This window comes from Stenotrophomonas sp. STEN038 (genome assembly GCF_056759895.1).
In genome coordinates this window covers 1-17,744 of record NZ_JBRRDW010000010.1, presented here as the reverse complement: position 1 = coordinate 17,744, position 17,744 = coordinate 1, and the positions used below count along the sequence as shown (strand labels likewise).

Annotated in this window: 30 protein-coding genes; all 30 read left to right on the top strand. The window is 61.2% G+C overall.

The features are described 5' to 3' along the window. The first annotated feature begins 702 nt into the window (after window positions 1-702). On the top strand, window positions 703-1,014 hold the full coding sequence (gene rpsJ, locus ACVOLS_RS05980; protein ID WP_010341589.1) for a 30S ribosomal protein S10: 312 nt from the start codon (window positions 703-705) through the stop codon (window positions 1,012-1,014). 11 nt (window positions 1,015-1,025) lie between these two features. After that, window positions 1,026-1,676, top strand: a complete 651-nt coding sequence (gene rplC / locus ACVOLS_RS05975) for a 50S ribosomal protein L3 (protein WP_481544864.1) — start codon at window positions 1,026-1,028, stop codon at window positions 1,674-1,676. Window positions 1,677-1,688: 12 nt separating this feature from the next. After that, the gene (rplD, locus tag ACVOLS_RS05970; RefSeq protein WP_282270283.1) at window positions 1,689-2,294 is read left to right on the top strand and encodes a 50S ribosomal protein L4; all 606 of its coding nucleotides are present in this window, start codon (window positions 1,689-1,691) and stop codon (window positions 2,292-2,294) included. Further along, a complete protein-coding gene (gene rplW, locus ACVOLS_RS05965; RefSeq protein WP_057629589.1) occupies window positions 2,291-2,590 on the top strand; it encodes a 50S ribosomal protein L23 in 300 nt (99 codons plus the stop codon). The genes rplD and rplW overlap by 4 nt, the downstream gene beginning before the upstream one ends. 10 nt (window positions 2,591-2,600) lie before the next feature. Continuing rightward, window positions 2,601-3,428 (top strand): 50S ribosomal protein L2, encoded by an 828-nt coding sequence (gene rplB, locus ACVOLS_RS05960; protein ID WP_057629590.1) that lies wholly within the window; start codon window positions 2,601-2,603, stop codon window positions 3,426-3,428. Window positions 3,429-3,434: 6 nt separating this feature from the next. Beyond that, window positions 3,435-3,704 carry a 30S ribosomal protein S19 gene (rpsS, locus tag ACVOLS_RS05955; RefSeq protein WP_057629591.1) on the top strand — a complete coding sequence of 90 codons (270 nt, stop codon included), beginning with the start codon at window positions 3,435-3,437 and terminating at the stop codon, window positions 3,702-3,704. Window positions 3,705-3,716: 12 nt separating this feature from the next. Beyond that, window positions 3,717-4,052, top strand: a complete 336-nt coding sequence (rplV, locus tag ACVOLS_RS05950) for a 50S ribosomal protein L22 (protein WP_054657198.1) — start codon at window positions 3,717-3,719, stop codon at window positions 4,050-4,052. 18 nt (window positions 4,053-4,070) lie between these two features. Beyond that, window positions 4,071-4,805 (top strand): 30S ribosomal protein S3, encoded by a 735-nt coding sequence (gene rpsC / locus ACVOLS_RS05945; RefSeq protein ID WP_057629592.1) that lies wholly within the window; start codon window positions 4,071-4,073, stop codon window positions 4,803-4,805. Window positions 4,806-4,810: 5 nt separating this feature from the next. Further along, window positions 4,811-5,224: a 50S ribosomal protein L16 gene (gene rplP, locus ACVOLS_RS05940; protein ID WP_282270271.1), complete on the top strand. Its 414-nt coding sequence runs from the start codon at window positions 4,811-4,813 to the stop codon at window positions 5,222-5,224. After that, complete coding sequence (gene rpmC, locus ACVOLS_RS05935) at window positions 5,224-5,409, top strand: 50S ribosomal protein L29 (protein ID WP_054657204.1); 186 nt, start codon at window positions 5,224-5,226, stop codon at window positions 5,407-5,409. Before rplP ends, rpmC begins: the two co-directional genes overlap by 1 nt. Before the next feature lie 11 nt (window positions 5,410-5,420). After that, the gene (rpsQ, locus tag ACVOLS_RS05930) at window positions 5,421-5,690 is read left to right on the top strand and encodes a 30S ribosomal protein S17 (protein WP_282270268.1); all 270 of its coding nucleotides are present in this window, start codon (window positions 5,421-5,423) and stop codon (window positions 5,688-5,690) included. A gap of 13 nt (window positions 5,691-5,703) precedes the next feature. Further along, the gene (gene rplN / locus ACVOLS_RS05925; protein WP_019186153.1) at window positions 5,704-6,072 is read left to right on the top strand and encodes a 50S ribosomal protein L14; all 369 of its coding nucleotides are present in this window, start codon (window positions 5,704-5,706) and stop codon (window positions 6,070-6,072) included. A 16-nt stretch (window positions 6,073-6,088) separates the two neighbouring features. Then, window positions 6,089-6,406: a 50S ribosomal protein L24 gene (rplX, locus tag ACVOLS_RS05920; RefSeq protein ID WP_017355416.1), complete on the top strand. Its 318-nt coding sequence runs from the start codon at window positions 6,089-6,091 to the stop codon at window positions 6,404-6,406. A gap of 10 nt (window positions 6,407-6,416) precedes the next feature. Continuing rightward, a complete protein-coding gene (rplE, locus tag ACVOLS_RS05915) occupies window positions 6,417-6,959 on the top strand; it encodes a 50S ribosomal protein L5 (protein ID WP_062169033.1) in 543 nt (180 codons plus the stop codon). Window positions 6,960-6,977: 18 nt separating this feature from the next. After that, window positions 6,978-7,283 carry a 30S ribosomal protein S14 gene (gene rpsN / locus ACVOLS_RS05910; protein ID WP_062169030.1) on the top strand — a complete coding sequence of 102 codons (306 nt, stop codon included), beginning with the start codon at window positions 6,978-6,980 and terminating at the stop codon, window positions 7,281-7,283. 218 nt (window positions 7,284-7,501) lie between these two features. Beyond that, window positions 7,502-7,900 carry a 30S ribosomal protein S8 gene (gene rpsH / locus ACVOLS_RS05905; RefSeq protein ID WP_296253885.1) on the top strand — a complete coding sequence of 133 codons (399 nt, stop codon included), beginning with the start codon at window positions 7,502-7,504 and terminating at the stop codon, window positions 7,898-7,900. A 15-nt stretch (window positions 7,901-7,915) separates the two neighbouring features. Beyond that, window positions 7,916-8,443 carry a 50S ribosomal protein L6 gene (rplF, locus tag ACVOLS_RS05900; protein WP_282270262.1) on the top strand — a complete coding sequence of 176 codons (528 nt, stop codon included), beginning with the start codon at window positions 7,916-7,918 and terminating at the stop codon, window positions 8,441-8,443. A 33-nt stretch (window positions 8,444-8,476) separates the two neighbouring features. After that, entirely contained in the window at window positions 8,477-8,830 is a 354-nt protein-coding gene (rplR, locus tag ACVOLS_RS05895; RefSeq protein WP_062169024.1) for a 50S ribosomal protein L18, read from the top strand. Window positions 8,831-8,991: 161 nt separating this feature from the next. Then, on the top strand, window positions 8,992-9,534 hold the full coding sequence (gene rpsE, locus ACVOLS_RS05890; protein ID WP_282270259.1) for a 30S ribosomal protein S5: 543 nt from the start codon (window positions 8,992-8,994) through the stop codon (window positions 9,532-9,534). Next, a complete protein-coding gene (gene rpmD / locus ACVOLS_RS05885) occupies window positions 9,527-9,718 on the top strand; it encodes a 50S ribosomal protein L30 (RefSeq protein ID WP_062169020.1) in 192 nt (63 codons plus the stop codon). Before rpsE ends, rpmD begins: the two co-directional genes overlap by 8 nt. Before the next feature lie 6 nt (window positions 9,719-9,724). Continuing rightward, window positions 9,725-10,168, top strand: a complete 444-nt coding sequence (rplO, locus tag ACVOLS_RS05880) for a 50S ribosomal protein L15 (RefSeq protein ID WP_481544863.1) — start codon at window positions 9,725-9,727, stop codon at window positions 10,166-10,168. 7 nt (window positions 10,169-10,175) lie between these two features. Then, complete coding sequence (gene secY / locus ACVOLS_RS05875; RefSeq protein ID WP_481516749.1) at window positions 10,176-11,531, top strand: preprotein translocase subunit SecY; 1,356 nt, start codon at window positions 10,176-10,178, stop codon at window positions 11,529-11,531. Window positions 11,532-11,878: 347 nt separating this feature from the next. Then, the gene (rpsM, locus tag ACVOLS_RS05870) at window positions 11,879-12,235 is read left to right on the top strand and encodes a 30S ribosomal protein S13 (RefSeq protein ID WP_057633111.1); all 357 of its coding nucleotides are present in this window, start codon (window positions 11,879-11,881) and stop codon (window positions 12,233-12,235) included. Window positions 12,236-12,247: 12 nt separating this feature from the next. Next, entirely contained in the window at window positions 12,248-12,640 is a 393-nt protein-coding gene (rpsK, locus tag ACVOLS_RS05865; RefSeq protein WP_057629606.1) for a 30S ribosomal protein S11, read from the top strand. Window positions 12,641-12,654: 14 nt separating this feature from the next. Further along, window positions 12,655-13,284 (top strand): 30S ribosomal protein S4, encoded by a 630-nt coding sequence (rpsD, locus tag ACVOLS_RS05860; protein WP_057629607.1) that lies wholly within the window; start codon window positions 12,655-12,657, stop codon window positions 13,282-13,284. A 54-nt stretch (window positions 13,285-13,338) separates the two neighbouring features. Further along, the gene (locus ACVOLS_RS05855) at window positions 13,339-14,337 is read left to right on the top strand and encodes a DNA-directed RNA polymerase subunit alpha (protein WP_062169013.1); all 999 of its coding nucleotides are present in this window, start codon (window positions 13,339-13,341) and stop codon (window positions 14,335-14,337) included. Between the two features lie 194 nt (window positions 14,338-14,531). After that, window positions 14,532-14,918: a 50S ribosomal protein L17 gene (rplQ, locus tag ACVOLS_RS05850; protein WP_282270242.1), complete on the top strand. Its 387-nt coding sequence runs from the start codon at window positions 14,532-14,534 to the stop codon at window positions 14,916-14,918. A gap of 145 nt (window positions 14,919-15,063) precedes the next feature. Next, complete coding sequence (locus ACVOLS_RS05845; protein ID WP_481509904.1) at window positions 15,064-15,579, top strand: disulfide bond formation protein B; 516 nt, start codon at window positions 15,064-15,066, stop codon at window positions 15,577-15,579. Between the two features lie 28 nt (window positions 15,580-15,607). After that, window positions 15,608-16,975 carry a class II 3-deoxy-7-phosphoheptulonate synthase gene (locus ACVOLS_RS05840; protein ID WP_481544862.1) on the top strand — a complete coding sequence of 456 codons (1,368 nt, stop codon included), beginning with the start codon at window positions 15,608-15,610 and terminating at the stop codon, window positions 16,973-16,975. A 237-nt stretch (window positions 16,976-17,212) separates the two neighbouring features. Beyond that, on the top strand, window positions 17,213-17,656 hold the full coding sequence (locus ACVOLS_RS05835) for an REP-associated tyrosine transposase (protein WP_481544861.1): 444 nt from the start codon (window positions 17,213-17,215) through the stop codon (window positions 17,654-17,656). Window positions 17,657-17,744: the final 88 nt, after the last annotated feature.

The window sequence follows — 17,744 nt, the reverse complement described above, 5'->3', positions numbered from 1 at the left end:
CGGAAAATCTGAATAGGTGGAGGCTGCAGCCGGGATGGATTTGTACTTCCGCTGCGCCCGCGTGGATAATGCCGCTCCCAGCGAGAGTGGTGGGGCAGGCGTATTCACATTCAGGCCTGTTCGGGGTTTGCCTGGCTCCGGCCAGCACAAGTGCTGGGCCTGGGCCGGGGTAGGGCGCCAGCGCAGTAGCGTTACGCGAGTTTCCATGCCTTCCCGCTGTCGCGGCCGCCATCTGGCCATTCATCCCGCAGTTGGCCGGGATATCCGCATCCGCGCAGATCAGCTGCGCAGTTGCCAAGGCCAAAACCCGCTTATGCGCGGGAAACCCCGTAAAACCAGCTGTCAGCTGAAGCACCCCATACCTCGGCAGAGGGGTGAGTTGCAATAGGAAAAGAATACTGACAGAATGCACGACCACTCGCGGAAGGGCTCGTTTACGAGAATTCCGCAACCAGCGAAAAGAGGAGCAGGACGCGCCTCGTATTCGCCAGACAAGGACAGGTCGCATGGGAGGCACTCCGTTCAACGGGGTGTTTTTTGTGCGTTTGAACAAGTCTGGGGCGGGCCGGGAAACCGGGTCGCCCTGCTGTTATGAAAGGATTCGCGCGACGGGCAGTGCTTCGGCGCTAAACGTCGTTTTCATGGGGTTCGGCACACATAGGGGCCGAACCTGTCGCTCTTTAGACCCATAGGAATACCGTCATGGCGGACCAAAAGATCCGAATTCGGTTGAAGGCGTTTGATCATCGTTTGATCGACCGTTCGGCCAGCGAGATCGTTGAAACGGCAAAGCGGACCGGCGCGCAAGTGCGTGGCCCGATCCCTCTGCCCACCAAGATCGAGCGTTACACCATCCTCGTCTCCCCGCACGTCGACAAAGACGCGCGTGACCAGTACGAGACCCGCACGCATAAGCGCGTGCTCGATATCGTCGACCCCAACGACAAGACCGTGGACGCGCTGATGAAGCTCGAACTGGCTGCCGGCGTCGACGTTCAGATCAAGCTGACCTGAGGACTACGACCATGACGAAGAAATATTCGTTGGGCTTCGTGGGCCGCAAGGCTGGCATGAGCCGCGTTTTCGCTGAAGATGGCCAGTCCATCCCAGTGACCCTGATTGAAGCCACCCCGAACCGCATCGCGCAGATCAAGACCGTCGAAACCGACGGCTACAGCGCCGTGCAGGTGACTGTCGGCGCGCGTCGCGCTGCACTGGTCAACAAGCCGGAAGCTGGTCACCTCGCCAAGGCGAAGGTTGAAGCCGGCCGCGGCCTGTGGGAATTCCGCGTTGAAGACGCACAGATCGGCGATTTCGCCGTCGGTGGCGAAATCAAGGCAGACATCTTTGAAGTCGGCCAGACGGTTGACGTCCAGGGCGTCACCAAGGGTAAGGGCTTCCAGGGCACCATCAAGCGCTACAACTTCCGTATGGGCGATGCAACCCACGGTAACTCGCTGTCGCATCGCGCGCCGGGTTCCTTGGGCCAGCGCCAGACCCCGGGTCGCGTTTTCCCGGGCAAGAAGATGTCCGGCCACATGGGTTCGGTGCAGCAGAGCACGCAGAACCTGGAAGTGGTCAAGGTCGATGTCGAGCGTGGTCTGATTGCCATCCGCGGCGCCGTGCCTGGCGCAGCCGGTGGTGACGTGATCGTGCGTCCGGCTAGCAAGGCATAAGGAGAGATGACGATGGAACTCGTTATCACGGGTAGCAACAACAAGGTCTCGGTCTCCGAAGCCGTGTTCGGTCGCGATTTCAGCGAAGATCTGGTTCACCAGGTCGTCGTTGCCTACCGCAACGCCGCACGTTCGGGCACCAAGGCACAGAAGACGCGTTCTGAAGTGGCTGGTACCACCAAGAAGTCGAAGAAGCAGAAGGGTGGTGGCGCTCGTCACGGTGCCCTGACCGCTCCGATCTTCGTCGGCGGTGGTGTCACCTTCGCGGCCAAGCCGCGTAGCTTCGAACAGAAGGTCAATCGCAAGCAGTATCGCGCCGCCATGTGCGCCATCCTGTCCGAGCTGAACCGCCAGGGTCGCCTGACCATCGTTGAGTCGTTCGATGTCGAAGCGACCAGCACCAAGGCCCTGACCACCAAGCTGGCTGGCCTGGAAGTGGGCAAGCGTCCGCTGATCGTCACCGAAGAAGCTTCCGAGCACCTGTACCTGTCCGCTCGCAACCTGCCGTATGTGCAGGTGCGTGACGTGCAGGGCCTGGACCCGGTTTCGCTGGTCGGTGCCGACACGGTCGTCATCACCGCTGACGCGGTCAAGAAGGTCGAGGAGTGGCTGGCATGAGCGCCAACGAAAAAATCTTCAGCGTGCTGCGTGCACCGCGAGTCTCTGAAAAGACCGCGCGCCTGCAGGAAATCTCCAACCAATACGTCTTCGAAGTTTCGAACGAAGCCACCAAGGCCGATGTAAAGGCCGCGGTTGAGCAGCTGTTCGACGTCAAGGTCGAGTCGGTCAACGTGCTGAACGTGAAGGGCAAGAACAAGTCCTTCCGTAACCGTGCAGGCCGCCGCGGCGATTGGCGCAAGGCGTATGTGCGTCTCGCCGATGGCCAGTCCATCGATGTAACGGCCAAGGCCTGAGGTACATCCCATGCCATTGATGAAATTCAAACCCACTTCTCCCGGCCGTCGTTCGGCCGTGCGCGTGGTCACTCCTGATCTGCACAAAGGCGCGCCGCATGCTGCGTTGCTGGAGCCGCAGAGCAAGTCCGGCGGTCGTAACCACCACGGCCGCATCACCACCCGTCACGTGGGTGGTGGTCACAAGCAGCACTACCGTCTGATCGACTTCAAGCGCAACAAGGAAGGCATTCCGGCACGCGTGGAACGTATCGAATACGATCCGAACCGCACTGCCCATATCGCCCTGCTGTGCTACGTCGACGGCGAGCGTCGCTACATCATCGCCCCGAAGGGCCTGAAGGCTGGTGACCAGGTCATCTCGGGCGCTCACGCCCCGATCAAGACCGGCAACACCCTGCCGCTGCGCAACATCCCGGTCGGTACCACCGTCCACGGGATCGAGCTGAAGCCGGGCAAGGGCGCTCAGATCGCTCGTGCCGCTGGTGCAGGCGTGCAGCTGGTCGCTCGTGAAGGTATCTACGCCACCCTGCGCCTGCGCTCGGGTGAAATGCGTAAGGTGCCGGTCGAATGCCGCGCCACCATCGGTGAAGTCGGTAACGATGAGCACAACCTGGAAAAGCTGGGCAAGGCTGGTGCCAAGCGCTGGCGCGGTGTCAAGCCGACCGTCCGCGGTGCGGCCATGAACCCGGTGGATCACCCGCACGGTGGTGGTGAAGCCAAGGCCGGCCAGGGTAATCCGCATCCGGTCACCCCGTGGGGCGTTCCGACCAAGGGTTACAAGACGCGCCATAACAAGCGCACTCAGCAGTTCATCGTCCGCGATCGTAGGGGCTAATCGACCATGGCACGTTCACTCAAGAAGGGCCCGTTCGTCGATCACCACCTCGTCAAGAAGGTGGAGGCCGCTGCGGGCAGCAAGAAGCCGATCAAAACCTGGTCGCGCCGTTCGATGATCCTGCCGGAAATGGTAGGCGTCACCATCGCCGTTCATAACGGCAAGAACCACGTTCCTGTGCTCGTCAACGAGAACATGGTCGGCCACAAGCTCGGCGAATTTGCCGTCACCCGGACCTTCAAGGGTCACGGTGGCGACAAGAAGTCGGGCAAGTAAGGAGAGATGACAATGGAAGCGAAAGCAATCCTGCGCTCCGCGCGCATCTCTGCGCAGAAAGCCCGCCTGGTCGCTGACCAGGTGCGCGGTCTGCCGGCCGAGCGTGCGGTCAACCTGCTGAAGTTTTCGGATAAGAAGGCTGCCCACCTGATCAAGAAGGTGGTGGAGTCGGCTATCGCAAATGCCGAAAACAACCAGGGCGCTGACGTCGACGAGCTGAAGGTCAAGACCATCATGGTAGATGAAGGTCCGACCCTGAAGCGTTTCATGGCGCGGGCGAAAGGCCGCGGTACCCGCATCCTCAAGCGCACCAGCCACATCACTGTGGTTGTGGGCGCCGGCAAGTAAGCGGAAAGGATAAAGACCATGGGTCATAAAGTTCATCCGGTTGGTATCCGCCTCGGTATTTCCAAGGACTGGAACTCCAAGTGGTACGCCAACAAGGCCGAGTTTGCTGGTTACCTGGCAGCCGACCTGAAAGTTCGCGAGATGCTGCGCAAGAAGCTTGCTCAGGCCGGTATCTCCAAGATCCTCATCGAGCGTCCGGCAAAGACGGCTCGCGTGACGATCCACACCGCCCGTCCGGGCGTGGTGATCGGCAAGCGTGGTGAGGACATCGAAAAGCTGCGTAAGGAAGTGAGCGAAATGATGGGCGTCCCGGCGCACATCAACGTCACCGAAGTGCGCAAGCCGGAGTTGGACGCACAGCTGGTTGCCGAGTCGATCGCGCAGCAGCTGGAGCGCCGCATCATGTTCCGCCGTGCAATGAAGCGCTCGGTCGGCAACGCGATGCGCCTGGGTGCCCTGGGCATCAAGGTCAACGTCGGCGGCCGCTTGAACGGCGCTGAAATCGCCCGTTCGGAGTGGTACCGCGAAGGCCGCGTGCCGTTGCACACCCTGCGTGCGGATATCGACTACGGTTTCGCTGAAGCCAGCACCACCTACGGCATCATCGGCATCAAGGTTTGGATCTACAAGGGTGAAGTCTTTGATTTCTCCCAGGTTGGCCAGGAAAAGCAGGACGACAGCCCGCGCAACGATCGTAACGATCGCGGCGACCGCGGTGACCGTCCGTCGCGCCCGGCTCGTGAAGCGAGGTAACGGCAATGTTGCAACCCAAGCGAACCAAATACCGCAAGATGTTCAAGGGCCGCAATGACGGCCTGAGCTGGAGCGCCAACGCCGTCAGCTTCGGCGAGTTCGGCCTGAAGGCTACTGCCCACGGTCAGCTGACCGCGCGCCAGATCGAAGCGGCTCGCCGCTCGATCAGCCGCTACGTCAAGCGCGGTGGCAAGATGTGGATCCGTGTGTTCCCCGACAAGCCGATCACCAAGAAGCCCATCGAAGTCCGAATGGGTGCTGGTAAGGGTGGCGTGGAATACTGGGTCGCTCAGATCCAGCCGGGCCGCATGATTTATGAAGTCGAGGGTGTGACCGAGGAAGTGGCACGCGAGGCGTTCCGCCTGGCCGCTGCCAAGCTCTCGGTGACCACCACTTTCGTAACCCGGACGGTGCGCTGATGGACATCAAACAACTCCGCGAGAAGTCGGCTGACGAACTCAAGGCCCACCTGACCGACCTGCGTAAGGAGCAGTTCTCGCTCCGTATGCAGCAGGTCACCGGCCAGCTGCCGAAGACCCACGAAACCCGCCGGGTGCGTCGCGAGATTGCTCGCGTCAAGCACCTGATCGGCAGCACGAAGTAAGGATGGCTGCTATGAGCGAAAATACTGAAAAGAAGACGCTGCGCACGGTCGAAGGCCGTGTCGTCAGCAACAAGATGGACAAGACGGTCACCGTGTTGGTGGAGCGCCAGGTCAAGCACCCGTTGTACGGCAAGTACATCAAGCGCTCGTCCAAGCTGCACGCACACGACGCCGACAACGCCTGCAAGGAAGGTGATGTCGTTCGCGTGACCGAGATTGCTCCGATGTCCAAGACCAAGAACTGGCGTGTGGTGGAAGTCATCACGCGTGCGGCTGAATAAGGAGATCTGACTCATGATCCAGATGCAGAGCTACCTTGATGCTGCGGACAATTCCGGTGCCAAGGAACTGATGTGCATCAAGGTGCTTGGTGGTTCCAAGCGCCGTTATGCCCACATCGGCGACATCATCAAGGTCACCGTGAAGGACGCAATCCCGCGCGGCAAAGTCAAGAAGGGTGAAGTGTATGACGCCGTCGTGGTGCGTACCCGCAAGGGTGTGCGTCGCGCCGATGGCTCGCTGATCCGTTTCGACGGCAACGCTGCGGTCCTGCTCAACAACAAGCAAGAGCCGATCGGCACCCGCATCTTCGGACCGGTGACCCGTGAACTTCGTTCCGAGAAGTTCATGAAGATCGTCTCGCTCGCTCCCGAAGTTCTGTGAGCGCCAGGAGATAATCATGGCTAACCGTATCAAGAAGGGCGACCAGGTCGTCGTCAACACCGGCAAGGACAAGGGTAAGCAGGGCGAAGTCGTCCGCGTCGACGGCGATCGTGTGATCGTCGCCAACGTGAACATCGTCAAGCGCCACACCAAGCCGAACCCGCAGGCAGGTGTTGCCGGCGGCGTGGTCGAGCGTGAAGCGTCGATCCATATCTCCAACGTGAATGTGCTGAACCCGGCTTCGGGCAAGGGCGAGCGCGTTGGCTTCAAGGTGCTGGAGGATGGACGCAAACTGCGTGTGTTCCGCTCCAGCGGTGAGGCGCTGGACGCCTAAGGACTGACCGATGAATTCACGTCTCGAAAAGTTTTACAAGGAAGAAGTGGTACCGGCGCTGACCAAGCAGTTCGGTTACACCAATCCGATGGAAGTGCCGCGCCTGGTCAAGGTCACCCTGAACATGGGTGTGGGCGAAGCTGCGACCAACAAGAAGGTTCTTGAGAACGCCGTTGCCGACATGACCAAGATCACCGGCCAGAAGCCGGTGGTCACCAAGTCGCGCGTTTCGGTGGCTTCGTTCAAGATCCGTGACGGTTGGCCGATCGGCTGCAAGGTCACGCTGCGTCGTGACACCATGTTTGAGTTCCTGGATCGCCTGATCAACATCTCGCTGCCGCGCGTGCGTGACTTCCGCGGCGTGTCGGGTCGTTCGTTCGACGGTCGTGGCAACTACAACATGGGTGTGAAGGAACAGATCATCTTCCCGGAAATCGACTTCGACGCCGTCGACGCGATCCGCGGTATGGATATCGCCATCACCACCACCGCCAAGACCGACGCGGAAGCGAAGGCGCTGCTCGCAGCGTTCAAGTTCCCGTTCCGTAACTGATTCGTCGAGGATACAGAAATGGCAAAGACCTCAATGGTCAACCGCGACATCAAGCGGAAGAAGCTGGCTCTGAAGTACGCCGACAAGCGTGCAGCTCTGAAGAAGATCGTGTCCTCGGTGGACGCGAGCTACGAAGAGAAGGCTGAAGCCGTGATCAAGTTGTCGAAGCTGCCGCGCGATTCGTCGCCGAGCCGCCATCGCAACCGTTGCGAGCTGTCGGGTCGTCCGCGTGGCGTGTACAGCAAGTTCGGCCTCGGCCGCAACAAGCTGCGCGAAGCCACCATGCGTGGTGACGTGCCGGGCCTGCGCAAGGCAAGCTGGTAAGCAACAACCCGCTGGGCGGACCGAAAGGCCCGCCCAGCAGGGCTTTCGGGTCAATCTGAAGGCAAAACAGAAAGTCCGACGCAAGTCGGGCTTTTTGTCGTATAATCCCGCTCCTTGCCTGCCCGAAATGGCGGCAGGTGCGTCAAGGGCCCTGGCCCATCCCAGGAAAACACGAGATTTTCGCGAAAGCGGATATCGGTGCACTCAAAGGTATCTACATGAGCATGACTGATCCCATCGCCGACCTGCTGGTCCGCATCAAAAATGCGGCCGCGGTTGGCAAGCAGACGGTGAAAGCCCCGTCGTCCAAGGTCAAGGTGGCTATTGCCCAGGTCCTGAAGGACGAGGGTTACATCGCCGACCTGCGCGTCAACAACATCGAAAACAACAAGGCCGAGCTCGAAATCGTCCTGAAGTACTTCGAAGGCAAGCCGGTCATCGCGACCCTGAAGCGCTTCTCGCGTTCGGGTCTGCGCCAGTACCGTGGCAAGTCTGAACTGCCGAAGGTCCTGAACGGCCTGGGCGTCGCCATCATTTCCACCTCCAAGGGCATCATGACTGATGCGCAGGCGCGCCAGTTGGGCGTCGGCGGCGAAGTCCTGTGCTTCGTGGCCTAAGGGAAGGAGTCCACTATGTCCCGCGTAGCCAAGAAGCCGATCAACCTGCCCAAGGGCGTTGAACTGACCATCCAGCCGGAAGTTGTGAGCGTGAAGGGCCCGAAGGGCACCCTGTCGCTGAACAAGACCGCTGGCGTAGAAATCACTCTCGACAACGGCGTTGCCACGCTGAGTCCGAAGGACATCTCCTTCGACGCGCTGGCCGGCACCGTGCGTGCGATCCTGGCCAACATGGTGCAGGGCGTGTCCGAAGGCTTCGAGCGCAAGCTTGAGCTGGTCGGCGTGGGTTACCGCGCTGCCATGCAGGGCAAGGACCTGAACCTGTCGCTGGGCTTCTCCCACCCTGTCGTGTTCGTGGCGCCGGAAGGCATCACCCTGTCGACCCCGACGCAGACGGAAATCGTCGTGCAGGGCGTGGACAAGCAGGTTGTCGGTGAAGTCGCCGCCAAGATCCGTGGTTACCGTCCGCCGGAGCCCTATAAGGGCAAGGGTGTGAAGTACGCCGGTGAAGTCATCATTCGCAAGGAAGCCAAGAAGGCCTAATTCTTAGGTTTTCAGCTTTCGAGGATAAAGAACATGAACAAGAACATCGCCCGTCTGCGTCGCGCCAAGTCGACCCGTTCGCACATCCGTACCCTGGGCGTGGCACGTCTGTCGGTGCTGCGCACCGGTCAGCACCTGTACGCACAGGTCTTCACCGCCGACGGCTCCAAGGTGCTGGCTGCTGCCAACACCGCACAGGCCGAAGTCAAGGAAGGCCTGAAGAGCGGCAAGAACATCGACGCTGCCACCAAGGTCGGCAAGCTGATTGCCGAGCGCGCCAAGGCTGCTGGTATCGAGAAGGTCGCTTTCGACCGCTCGGGCTACCGCTACCACGGCCGCATCAAGGCACTTGCTGATGCTGCCCGCGAAGGCGGTCTGCAGTTCTAAGCAATACAGGAAAGGGGCCGTTGGCCCCTTTCCGCCTGCCTGCCGGTACGGGTTTGTACCGGGCGTCTTTCGTTCTTCTGCAGCGTCTGGCGATTCATTGCGTCACTACACAACCATAAGCGGCATCGAGCCGTACATACCCAATCAATCAAGGAATCGAAATGGCAGAAGAGCGTCAGCAGCGGGGTCGCGATCGCGACCGTAACCGCGAAGAGAAAATCGACGACGGCATGATCGAAAAGCTGGTCGCGGTCAACCGCGTCAGCAAGACCGTCAAGGGTGGCCGCCAGTTCACCTTCACCGCACTGACCGTGGTCGGTGATGGCGAAGGCAAGGTTGGCTTCGGTTATGGCAAGGCGCGCGAAGTGCCGGTCGCCATCCAGAAGTCGATGGAGCAGGCCCGCAAGAACCAGGTCAGTGTTGACCTGAACAACGGCACGTTGTGGCACACCATCAAGGATGGTCACGGCGCAGCTCGCGTGTTCATGCAGCCGGCTTCGGAAGGTACTGGCGTCATCGCCGGCGGTGCCATGCGCGCCGTGCTGGAAGCCGTTGGCGTGAAGAACGTCCTGGCCAAGGCAACCGGTTCGCGCAACCCGATCAACTTGGTCCGTGCCACCCTGAAGGGTCTGGCCGGTGCGCAGTCCCCGGCCCGTATTGCTGCCAAGCGCGGCAAGAAGTTGGAGGATCTGAACCATGGCTAATGAAACCGTCAAGACTGTAAAGGTGCGCCTGGTGCGTGGCCTGCGTGGCACCCAGTCGCGTCACCGCCTGTCGGTGCGTGCCCTGGGCCTGAACAAGCTCAATGATGTGCGTGAACTGAAAGACAGCCCGCAGGTTCGCGGTCTGATCAACAAGGTTCAGTACCTCGTCCAGGTTGAGGAGTAATCGACCATGACTATGCGTCTCAATGAACTGAGCCCGGCACCGGGCGCCCGTACCGAGCGTACCCGCGTCGGTCGCGGCATCGGCTCCGGCCTGGGCAAGACCTGCGGCCGCGGCCACAAGGGTTCGTTTGCTCGTAAGGGCGGCGGCAAGATCAAGGCTGGCTTCGAAGGCGGCCAGACCCCGATGCAGCGTCGTCTGCCGAAGATCGGCTTCTTCTCGCACAAGGCCAAGGACACTGCAGAAGTGCTGTCCTACCACCTTGATCGTCTGGAAGCTGGTGAAATCGACCTGGCCGCACTGCGTGCAGCCAAGCTGATCCCGTCGACCGCGAAGAAGGCCAAGGTCGTCTTCAAGGGCGAGCTGAGCAAGGCATTCACCCTGAAGGGTATTACTGCTACTGCCGGCGCCAAGGCCGCGATCGAAGCTGCCGGCGGCAGCGTACAGGAGTAACTGGAACATGGCGCAAGCTGGCATCGGTAACCTCGCGGCAGGGGCAGGCAAGTTCACTGAACTTCGCCAGCGCCTCCTGTTCGTACTTGGGGCATTGCTCGTCTATCGCATCGGCTGTTATGTGCCGGTGCCGGGCGTCAATCCCGAGGCCATGCTTGCGCTGATGCAGGCGCAGGGCGGCGGCATCGTGGACATGTTCAACATGTTCTCGGGCGGCGCCCTGCACCGTTTCAGTATCTTCGCGTTGAATGTGATGCCGTATATCTCGGCATCCATCGTGATGCAGCTGGCGGTCCACATCTTCCCGGCCCTGAAGGCCATGCAGAAGGAAGGTGAGTCCGGTCGTCGCAAGATCACTCAGTATTCGCGCATTGGCGCGGTGCTCCTGGCGGTAGTACAGGGCGGCAGTATTGCCTTGGCACTGCAGAACCAGGTGTCGCCGGGCGGTGCACCGGTGGTGTATGCGCCGGGTATGGGCTTCGTGTTGACCGCGATCATCGCGCTCACCGCAGGCACCATCTTCCTGATGTGGGTGGGTGAGCAGGTCACCGAGCGCGGCATCGGCAACGGTGTGTCGCTGATCATCTTCGCAGGCATCGTGGCTGGCTTGCCGGCTGCCGTGATCCACACCGTCGAAGCCTACCGTGACGGCAACATGAGCTTCATCTCGTTGCTGATCATCGTGCTGGTGGTGCTGGCTTTCACCTACTTCGTGGTGTTCGTGGAGCGCGGTCAGCGTCGTATCACGGTCAATTACGCCCGCCGTCAGGGTGGCCGTAATGCCTATATGAACCAGACCTCGTTCCTGCCGCTGAAGCTCAACATGGCAGGCGTGATCCCGGCGATCTTCGCATCCAGCATCCTTGCCTTCCCGGCAACGCTGGCGATGTGGTCCGGTCAGGCCAGCTCGGCCACGTGGCTGCAGAAGGTGGCAAACGCGCTGGGTCCGGGCGAGCCGCTGCACATGATCGTCTTCGCTGGTTTGATCACTGGTTTTGCGTTCTTCTACACCGCGCTGGTGTTCAACTCGCAGGAAACCGCTGACAACCTGAAGAAGTCGGGTGCGCTGATACCGGGCATCCGTCCGGGCAAGGCCACTGCCGATTACATCGATGCCGTGCTGACCCGTCTGACGGCTGCTGGCTCGCTGTACCTGGTGATCGTCTGCCTGCTGCCGGAAATCATGCGTACCCAGCTCAACGCCTCGTTCTACTTCGGTGGCACCTCGCTGCTGATCGTGGTGGTGGTGGTGATGGATTTCATCGCACAGGTTCAGGCACATCTGATGTCGCACCAGTACGAGAGCCTGTTGAAGAAGGCCAACCTGAAGGGTGGCAACCGCGGCGGTTTTGCACGCGGCTGATTCACCGGTTATACTTTCCGCTTCATAGCGAGAAACCCGCTCCGGTTCCCGGGGCGGCTTTCCAAACAGAAGGGCGGCCCCTGCAGCGGTTTCGGGTGGGGGTGTGATGTGGTTGTTCCGCGCGGGAGTAGCGCGGGCGGCTTGGAGATATCTCTCCTTGCCAGGCACATCCGGCGCCGGAGCATGGGCACACTCCCCACGCCGGGCTTGTGGAACTGTATGTTCCACGGGCTTCCAAGCAAACCGAAGCCTTGTTAGTATCGCTAGTTCACATTTTTGATCCATCCTGCCGGATTGGCGCGCCTCATGGTGCGTATTCGGCCATCACTCAGCTGGAGAACCGCGTCATGGCGCGTATTGCAGGCGTCAACCTGCCAGCCCAGAAGCATGTCTGGGTCGGGTTGCAAAGCATTTACGGCATCGGCCGTACCCGTTCGAAGAAGGTCTGCGAAGTCGCAGGCGTTGCTTCGACCACCAAGATCCGCGATTTGTCGGAGCCGGAAATCGAGCGCCTGCGTCTCGAAGTCGGCAAGTACATTGTCGAAGGCGATCTGCGCCGCGAAATCGGTATCGCAATCAAGCGTCTGATGGACCTGGGTTGCTACCGCGGCCTGCGTCATCGTCGCGGTCTGCCGCTGCGTGGCCAGCGTACCCGTACCAACGCCCGCACCCGTAAGGGTCCGCGCAAGGCGATCAGGAAGTAAGGGACCTAAGAAATGGCTAAGCCCGCTGCTGCAAAAACCAAGAAGAAGATCAAGCGCGTCATCACTGATGGCGTTGCCCACGTCCACGCTTCGTTCAACAACACCATCGTGACCATCACCGACCGTCAGGGCAATGCACTGTCCTGGGCGACCTCCGGTGGCGCTGGCTTCCGTGGTTCGCGTAAGTCGACTCCGTTCGCCGCTCAGGTTGCCGCCGAAAAGGCTGGCAAGGCTGCGCTGGATTACGGCCTGAAGTCGCTGGAAGTCCGCATCAAGGGTCCGGGTCCGGGCCGTGAGTCGGCCGTACGTTCGTTGAACAACGTCGGCTATAAGATCACCAACATCATCGACGTGACGCCAATCCCGCACAACGGGTGCCGTCCGCCGAAGAAGCGTCGCGTCTAAAGGAGCGATAAGAAATGGCTCGTTATATCGGTCCTACCTGTAAGCTCGCCCGCCGCGAAGGCGCCGACCTCTCCCTGAAGAGCCCGGCCCGCGCGTTGGATTCCAAGTGCAAGCTGGAGCAGAAGCCCGGCCAGCACGGCGCCACTGCCCGTAAGGGCAAGCTGTCCGACTACGCTACCCAGCTGCGCGAAAAGCAGAAGGTCAAGCGTATCTACGGTCTGCTGGAGCGTCAGTTCCGCAACTACTACAAGAAGGCCTCGACCAAGAAGGGCAACACCGGCGAGAACCTGCTGCAGTTGTTGGAAACCCGTCTGGACAACGTCGTCTACCGCATGGGCTTCGCAGTGACCCGTCCGGCTGCCCGTCAGCTGGTCTCGCACCGCGGTGTCACGGTCAACGGCAAGTCGGTCAACCTGGCTTCGTACCAGATCAAGGCCGGCGACGCGATTGCGCTGTCCGAGAAGGCTGCCAAGCAGCTGCGCGTCCAGGAAGCCCTGGTCGTTGCCGAACAGCACGACCTCAGCCCGTCGTGGGTCGAAGTCGATTCGAAGAAGTTCAGCGGCGTCTTCAAGGCTGTGCCGGATCGTGCGGACCTGCCTGCGGATATCAACGAAGCGCTGATCGTCGAGTTGTATTCGAAGTAATTCACAATGGAGAACCTCCGGGTTGCACCGGAGGTTCGCAGGAGAACCCGCAACATGACGGTTACCGCAAACCAGGTTCTGCGTCCTCGCGGTCCGCAGATCGAACGCCTTACCGAGACCCGCGCCAAGGTCGTGATCGAGCCTTTGGAGCGTGGTTACGGGCATACGCTGGGCAACGCCCTGCGTCGCGTGCTGCTGTCGTCCATCCCGGGCTTCGCCATTACCGAAGTCGAGATCGACGGCGTGTTGCACGAGTACACCACTCTGGAAGGCCTGCAGGAAGACGTGCTTGACGTCCTGCTGAACCTGAAGGACGTGGCGATCCGTATGCACACCGGCGACAGCGCCACTGTTTCCCTGTCCAAGCAGGGTCCGGGCGTCGTCACCGCTGCCGACATCAAGGTTGACCACAACGTCGAAGTGATCAACGGCGACCATGTGATCTGCAACCTGACCAAGGACACTGCGATCAACATGCGTCTGAAGGTCGAGCGTGGCTTCGGCTACCAGCCGGCTGCCGCACGTCGTCGTCCGGACGAAGAATCGCGTGCGATTGGTCGTCTGGTGCTGGACGCTTCGTTCTCGCCGGTCCGCCGCGTCGCTTATGCGGTGGAAGCCGCTCGCGTCGAACAGCGTACCGACCTGGACAAGCTGGTCATTGATATCGAAACCAACGGCACGATCGATGCCGAGGAAGCTGTCCGCACTGCGGCCGACATCCTCAGCGATCAGCTGTCGGTGTTCGGTGATTTCACCCACCGCGACCGCGGTGCAGCCAAGCCGGCCAACAACGGCGTGGATCCGGTGCTGCTGCGCCCGATCGACGACCTGGAGCTGACCGTGCGTTCGGCCAACTGCCTCAAGGCTGAGAGCATCTACTACATCGGCGATCTGATCCAGAAGACCGAAGTTGAACTGCTCAAGACCCCGAACCTCGGCAAGAAGTCGCTGACCGAGATCAAGGAAGTGCTGGCCCAGCGCGGTCTGTCGCTCGGCATGAAGCTGGAGAACTGGCCGCCGGCCGGTGTCGCCGCTCACGGCATGCTCGGCTGATAAGCAATACCTGTTCCCCCGCATGGGTGACCATGCGGGGGAATATTGTTTCAGCAGTACCCGCATTGACGGTTAAACAACGCCGCAATGCCGGTCGTCCAGGACGGGCGACCAGGACCATCCGCAGTCCACTTTCAACGCCAGGATGGCGACAACGAAGTCCAACGTCTCACCATTAACCAAGGAATAAACCCATGCGTCATATGAAGTCGGGCCGCAAGTTCAACCGCACCAGCGCCCACCGCGAAGCAATGTTCAAGAACATGGCTGCGTCGCTGTTCAAGCACCAGCTGATCAAGACCACCCTGCCGAAGGCCAAGGAACTGCGCCGCGTTGCCGAGCCGCTGATCACCCTGGCCAAGGTTGATTCGGTTGCCAACCGTCGTCTGGCGTTCGCCCGCCTGCGTGACAAGGAAGCCGTAGGCGTCCTGTTCACCGTCCTGGGCCCGCGCTACGCCAACCGTCCGGGCGGCTACCTGCGCCTGCTGAAGTGCGGCTTCCGCGCTGGCGACAACGCGCCGATGGCTTACGTTGAACTGGTTGACCGTCCGGTCGCCGTTGCGGAAGAAGTCGGCGAGTAATCGCACGCTTCCGTCCATCGACGGATGCAGAAGAAGCCCGGCATAAGCCGGGCTTTTTCGTTCATGTGGTTACAGCTGCCATCACTGCTGATCGCGCGCGGGCGGCCTGTTACTCTTGCTGCATTGTTCACCCCGGAAAGTTGCGATGAACCCTTTGCGTTGGAGTTTCCGCGCGCAGTGCCTGCTGGGCTTTTTGACCTGTGCTGGCCTGCTCGCATTTGCGATCTACATGCAGATCCAGATGGGACTGGAACCGTGCCCGCTGTGCATCTACCAGCGCATCGCATTCGCCGCCGTCGGCGTGCTGTTCCTGCTCGGTGCATTGCACGGGCCGAGCAGTCGCGGCGGTCGTGCCGGCTATGGCGTCCTGACGTTCCTGGCAGCCGTGGTGGGCATCGGCATCGCCGGCCGCCACGTCTACGTGCAGTTGTTGCCGAAGGACCTGGGCAGCAGCTGTGGTCCGCCGCTGAGCTTCCTGGCTGAAACCATGGGGCCGTTCGAGGTGTTCCGCACCGTGCTGACCGGTACCGGTGACTGCGGCAACATCGACTGGACCTTCCTTGGCCTGAGCATGCCGATGTGGAGCCTGGTGTGGTTTGTACTGCTTGCGGGTTGGGCGTTGTATGCCGGCCTGCGCACACGCAAAAAACGTTTGATCTGACTCTTTCACTTCTTCTACTGGTATCTGCATGAACGCTTCTTCCTCCCCGTCATCCGTCGCCACCGCCAGCAGCTGGGCGCCGGATAGCTGGCGTGGCAAGCCCGCGCTGCAGATGCCGACGTACCCCGATCCGCAGGCGTTGGAGGCCGCGTTGAGCGAGCTGCGGCAATTGCCGCCGCTGGTGACCTCGTGGGAGATCTTCGCGCTCAAGCAGCAGCTGGCCGAGGCACAGGAGGGCAAGCGTTTCCTCCTGCAGGGCGGTGACTGCGCCGAGAATTTCGTCGATTGCGAATCGGGGACGATCTCCAACCGGCTCAAGGTGCTGCTGCAGATGAGCCTGGTGATGGTGCACGGCCTGCGCATGCCGGTGATCCGCGTTGGCCGCTTTGCCGGCCAGTACGCCAAACCGCGCTCGGCCGATACCGAGACCCGCGACGGGGTGACCTTGCCCAGCTACCGCGGCGACGTGATCAATGCGCCGGCGTTCACCGAGGCCGCGCGCGTTCCCGACCCGCAGCGGATGATCACCGCGCACTCGCGCTCGGCGCTGACCATGAATTTCGTGCGTGCGCTGATCGATGGCGGCTTTGCCGACCTGCATCACCCCGAATACTGGAACCTGGCATGGATGCGCTGCTCGCCACTGGCCGAGGAGTACCAGGAGATGGTTGCCTCGATCGGTGATGCCGTGCGCTTCATGGAGACCTTGTCGGGCTCGCAGGTGCACAACCTCAACCGCGTCGACTTCTACACCTCGCATGAAGCCCTGTTGCTGCCGTACGAGCAGGCGCTGACCCGGCAGGTGCCGCGCCAGAGCGGCTGGTTCAACCTGAGCACGCACTACCCGTGGATCGGTATGCGCACCGCGGCGCTGGATGGCGCGCACGTGGAATACCTGCGCGGCGTGCGTAACCCGATTGCGATAAAGGTGGGGCCGTCGGTGCAGCCGGATCAGCTGCTGCGTTTGATCGACGTGCTGAATCCGGATGACGAACCGGGCCGGCTGAGCTTCATCCATCGCATGGGCGCGAATCAGATCGCCGACAAGCTGCCGCCGCTGCTGGATGCGATCAAGCGTGATGGCCGCCGCGTGCTGTGGGTCTGCGACGCCATGCACGGCAATACCGAGAGCACCAGCAACGGCTACAAGACCCGGCGGTTTGACAATATCCGCAGCGAGGTCGAGATGTCCTTCGACCTGCACGCGGCGGCCGGAACGCGCCTGGGAGGCGTGCACCTGGAGTTGACTGGCGAGGATGTGACCGAATGCACCGGCGGCGCGCGTGAGCTCACGGAGCGCGACCTGGAGCGTGCCTACCGTTCCAGCGTAGACCCGCGCCTGAACTACGAGCAGTCGCTGGAGATCGCCATGGCCATCGTCCGCAAGCAAGGCTGACAGCACCTGTAGTGCCGAGCCATGCTCGGCAGAGGCATTACCGGTAAAGCCGAACCTCTAGTGCCGAGCCATGCTCGGCAGGGGCTTGCCCCGTAAATCTGCAGCCCAGGTGTAGTGCCGAGCCATGCTCGGCAGAGGCGTTACCGGTAAGGTCACATGCCGAGCATGGCTCGGCACTACAAGTGGGGCCTTGGTTCACTGACGGACGTTCTTGGTCGCCGGCCTCAGGCTGCAGCGATGTCCAGTCCAAAATTGCGCCACGGGCGTTTCTCGCTGCCCAGCAACATCTATTCAATCACCACGGTAACCGCAGGGCGTGTGCCGCTGTTTGCGAATCGCAAGAACGCCGAGCAGGTCATTGAGGCGTTGCGACACTGCGAACTCGCCGACATTTGTCACAACCTTGCCTGGGTGGTAATGCCCGATCACCTGCATTGGCTGCTGCAGCTTCAATCCGGATCGCTGGGTGGGTGCATGCAGCGCTTGAAATCGCGGTCAGCAAGGTCTGTTGGTGGTGCAGGTTCCATCTGGCAGACCGGCTATCACGATCATGCAATCCGGCGCGATGAGTCGCTGCGTGGCGTAGCCAACTATCTGCTGCACAACCCGGTGCGGGCAGGCCTATGCGAACGGCCGCAGGACTATCCATATGCTTGGTGCCGATGGGGCTGGCAGCTCTGATGTTCTGATGTAGTGGCCCGCCAAGCTCGGGGAGAAGGGGTACCGGGTGAGGCCCAAACCGAGCCGCGGTCGGGCCGGAATCGGGGGG

What these genes read in the sequence shown, in the direction of transcription:
- rpsM (WP_057633111.1), top strand. Translation starts at nt 11,879, where the DNA reads ATGGCGCGTATTGCAGGCGTCAACCTGCCAGCCCAGAAGCATGTCTGG.
- rpsH (WP_296253885.1), top strand. Translation starts at nt 7,502, where the DNA reads ATGAGCATGACTGATCCCATCGCCGACCTGCTGGTCCGCATCAAAAAT.
- ACVOLS_RS05855 (WP_062169013.1), top strand. Translation starts at nt 13,339, where the DNA reads ATGACGGTTACCGCAAACCAGGTTCTGCGTCCTCGCGGTCCGCAGATC.
- rplV (WP_054657198.1), top strand. Translation starts at nt 3,717, where the DNA reads ATGGAAGCGAAAGCAATCCTGCGCTCCGCGCGCATCTCTGCGCAGAAA.
- rplF (WP_282270262.1), top strand. Translation starts at nt 7,916, where the DNA reads ATGTCCCGCGTAGCCAAGAAGCCGATCAACCTGCCCAAGGGCGTTGAA.
- ACVOLS_RS05845 (WP_481509904.1), top strand. Translation starts at nt 15,064, where the DNA reads ATGAACCCTTTGCGTTGGAGTTTCCGCGCGCAGTGCCTGCTGGGCTTT.
- ACVOLS_RS05840 (WP_481544862.1), top strand. Translation starts at nt 15,608, where the DNA reads ATGAACGCTTCTTCCTCCCCGTCATCCGTCGCCACCGCCAGCAGCTGG.
- rplN (WP_019186153.1), top strand. Translation starts at nt 5,704, where the DNA reads ATGATCCAGATGCAGAGCTACCTTGATGCTGCGGACAATTCCGGTGCC.
- rpsJ (WP_010341589.1), top strand. Translation starts at nt 703, where the DNA reads ATGGCGGACCAAAAGATCCGAATTCGGTTGAAGGCGTTTGATCATCGT.
- rplX (WP_017355416.1), top strand. Translation starts at nt 6,089, where the DNA reads ATGGCTAACCGTATCAAGAAGGGCGACCAGGTCGTCGTCAACACCGGC.
- rplW (WP_057629589.1), top strand. Translation starts at nt 2,291, where the DNA reads ATGAGCGCCAACGAAAAAATCTTCAGCGTGCTGCGTGCACCGCGAGTC.
- rplE (WP_062169033.1), top strand. Translation starts at nt 6,417, where the DNA reads ATGAATTCACGTCTCGAAAAGTTTTACAAGGAAGAAGTGGTACCGGCG.
- rpsD (WP_057629607.1), top strand. Translation starts at nt 12,655, where the DNA reads ATGGCTCGTTATATCGGTCCTACCTGTAAGCTCGCCCGCCGCGAAGGC.
- rplC (WP_481544864.1), top strand. Translation starts at nt 1,026, where the DNA reads ATGACGAAGAAATATTCGTTGGGCTTCGTGGGCCGCAAGGCTGGCATG.
- rpmD (WP_062169020.1), top strand. Translation starts at nt 9,527, where the DNA reads ATGGCTAATGAAACCGTCAAGACTGTAAAGGTGCGCCTGGTGCGTGGC.
- rpsK (WP_057629606.1), top strand. Translation starts at nt 12,248, where the DNA reads ATGGCTAAGCCCGCTGCTGCAAAAACCAAGAAGAAGATCAAGCGCGTC.
- rplD (WP_282270283.1), top strand. Translation starts at nt 1,689, where the DNA reads ATGGAACTCGTTATCACGGGTAGCAACAACAAGGTCTCGGTCTCCGAA.
- rpsE (WP_282270259.1), top strand. Translation starts at nt 8,992, where the DNA reads ATGGCAGAAGAGCGTCAGCAGCGGGGTCGCGATCGCGACCGTAACCGC.
- rpsS (WP_057629591.1), top strand. Translation starts at nt 3,435, where the DNA reads ATGGCACGTTCACTCAAGAAGGGCCCGTTCGTCGATCACCACCTCGTC.
- rplO (WP_481544863.1), top strand. Translation starts at nt 9,725, where the DNA reads ATGACTATGCGTCTCAATGAACTGAGCCCGGCACCGGGCGCCCGTACC.
- rplR (WP_062169024.1), top strand. Translation starts at nt 8,477, where the DNA reads ATGAACAAGAACATCGCCCGTCTGCGTCGCGCCAAGTCGACCCGTTCG.
- rplB (WP_057629590.1), top strand. Translation starts at nt 2,601, where the DNA reads ATGCCATTGATGAAATTCAAACCCACTTCTCCCGGCCGTCGTTCGGCC.
- ACVOLS_RS05835 (WP_481544861.1), top strand. Translation starts at nt 17,213, where the DNA reads ATGTCCAGTCCAAAATTGCGCCACGGGCGTTTCTCGCTGCCCAGCAAC.
- rpsN (WP_062169030.1), top strand. Translation starts at nt 6,978, where the DNA reads ATGGCAAAGACCTCAATGGTCAACCGCGACATCAAGCGGAAGAAGCTG.
- rplP (WP_282270271.1), top strand. Translation starts at nt 4,811, where the DNA reads ATGTTGCAACCCAAGCGAACCAAATACCGCAAGATGTTCAAGGGCCGC.
- rpsQ (WP_282270268.1), top strand. Translation starts at nt 5,421, where the DNA reads ATGAGCGAAAATACTGAAAAGAAGACGCTGCGCACGGTCGAAGGCCGT.
- secY (WP_481516749.1), top strand. Translation starts at nt 10,176, where the DNA reads ATGGCGCAAGCTGGCATCGGTAACCTCGCGGCAGGGGCAGGCAAGTTC.
- rpsC (WP_057629592.1), top strand. Translation starts at nt 4,071, where the DNA reads ATGGGTCATAAAGTTCATCCGGTTGGTATCCGCCTCGGTATTTCCAAG.
- rpmC (WP_054657204.1), top strand. Translation starts at nt 5,224, where the DNA reads ATGGACATCAAACAACTCCGCGAGAAGTCGGCTGACGAACTCAAGGCC.
- rplQ (WP_282270242.1), top strand. Translation starts at nt 14,532, where the DNA reads ATGCGTCATATGAAGTCGGGCCGCAAGTTCAACCGCACCAGCGCCCAC.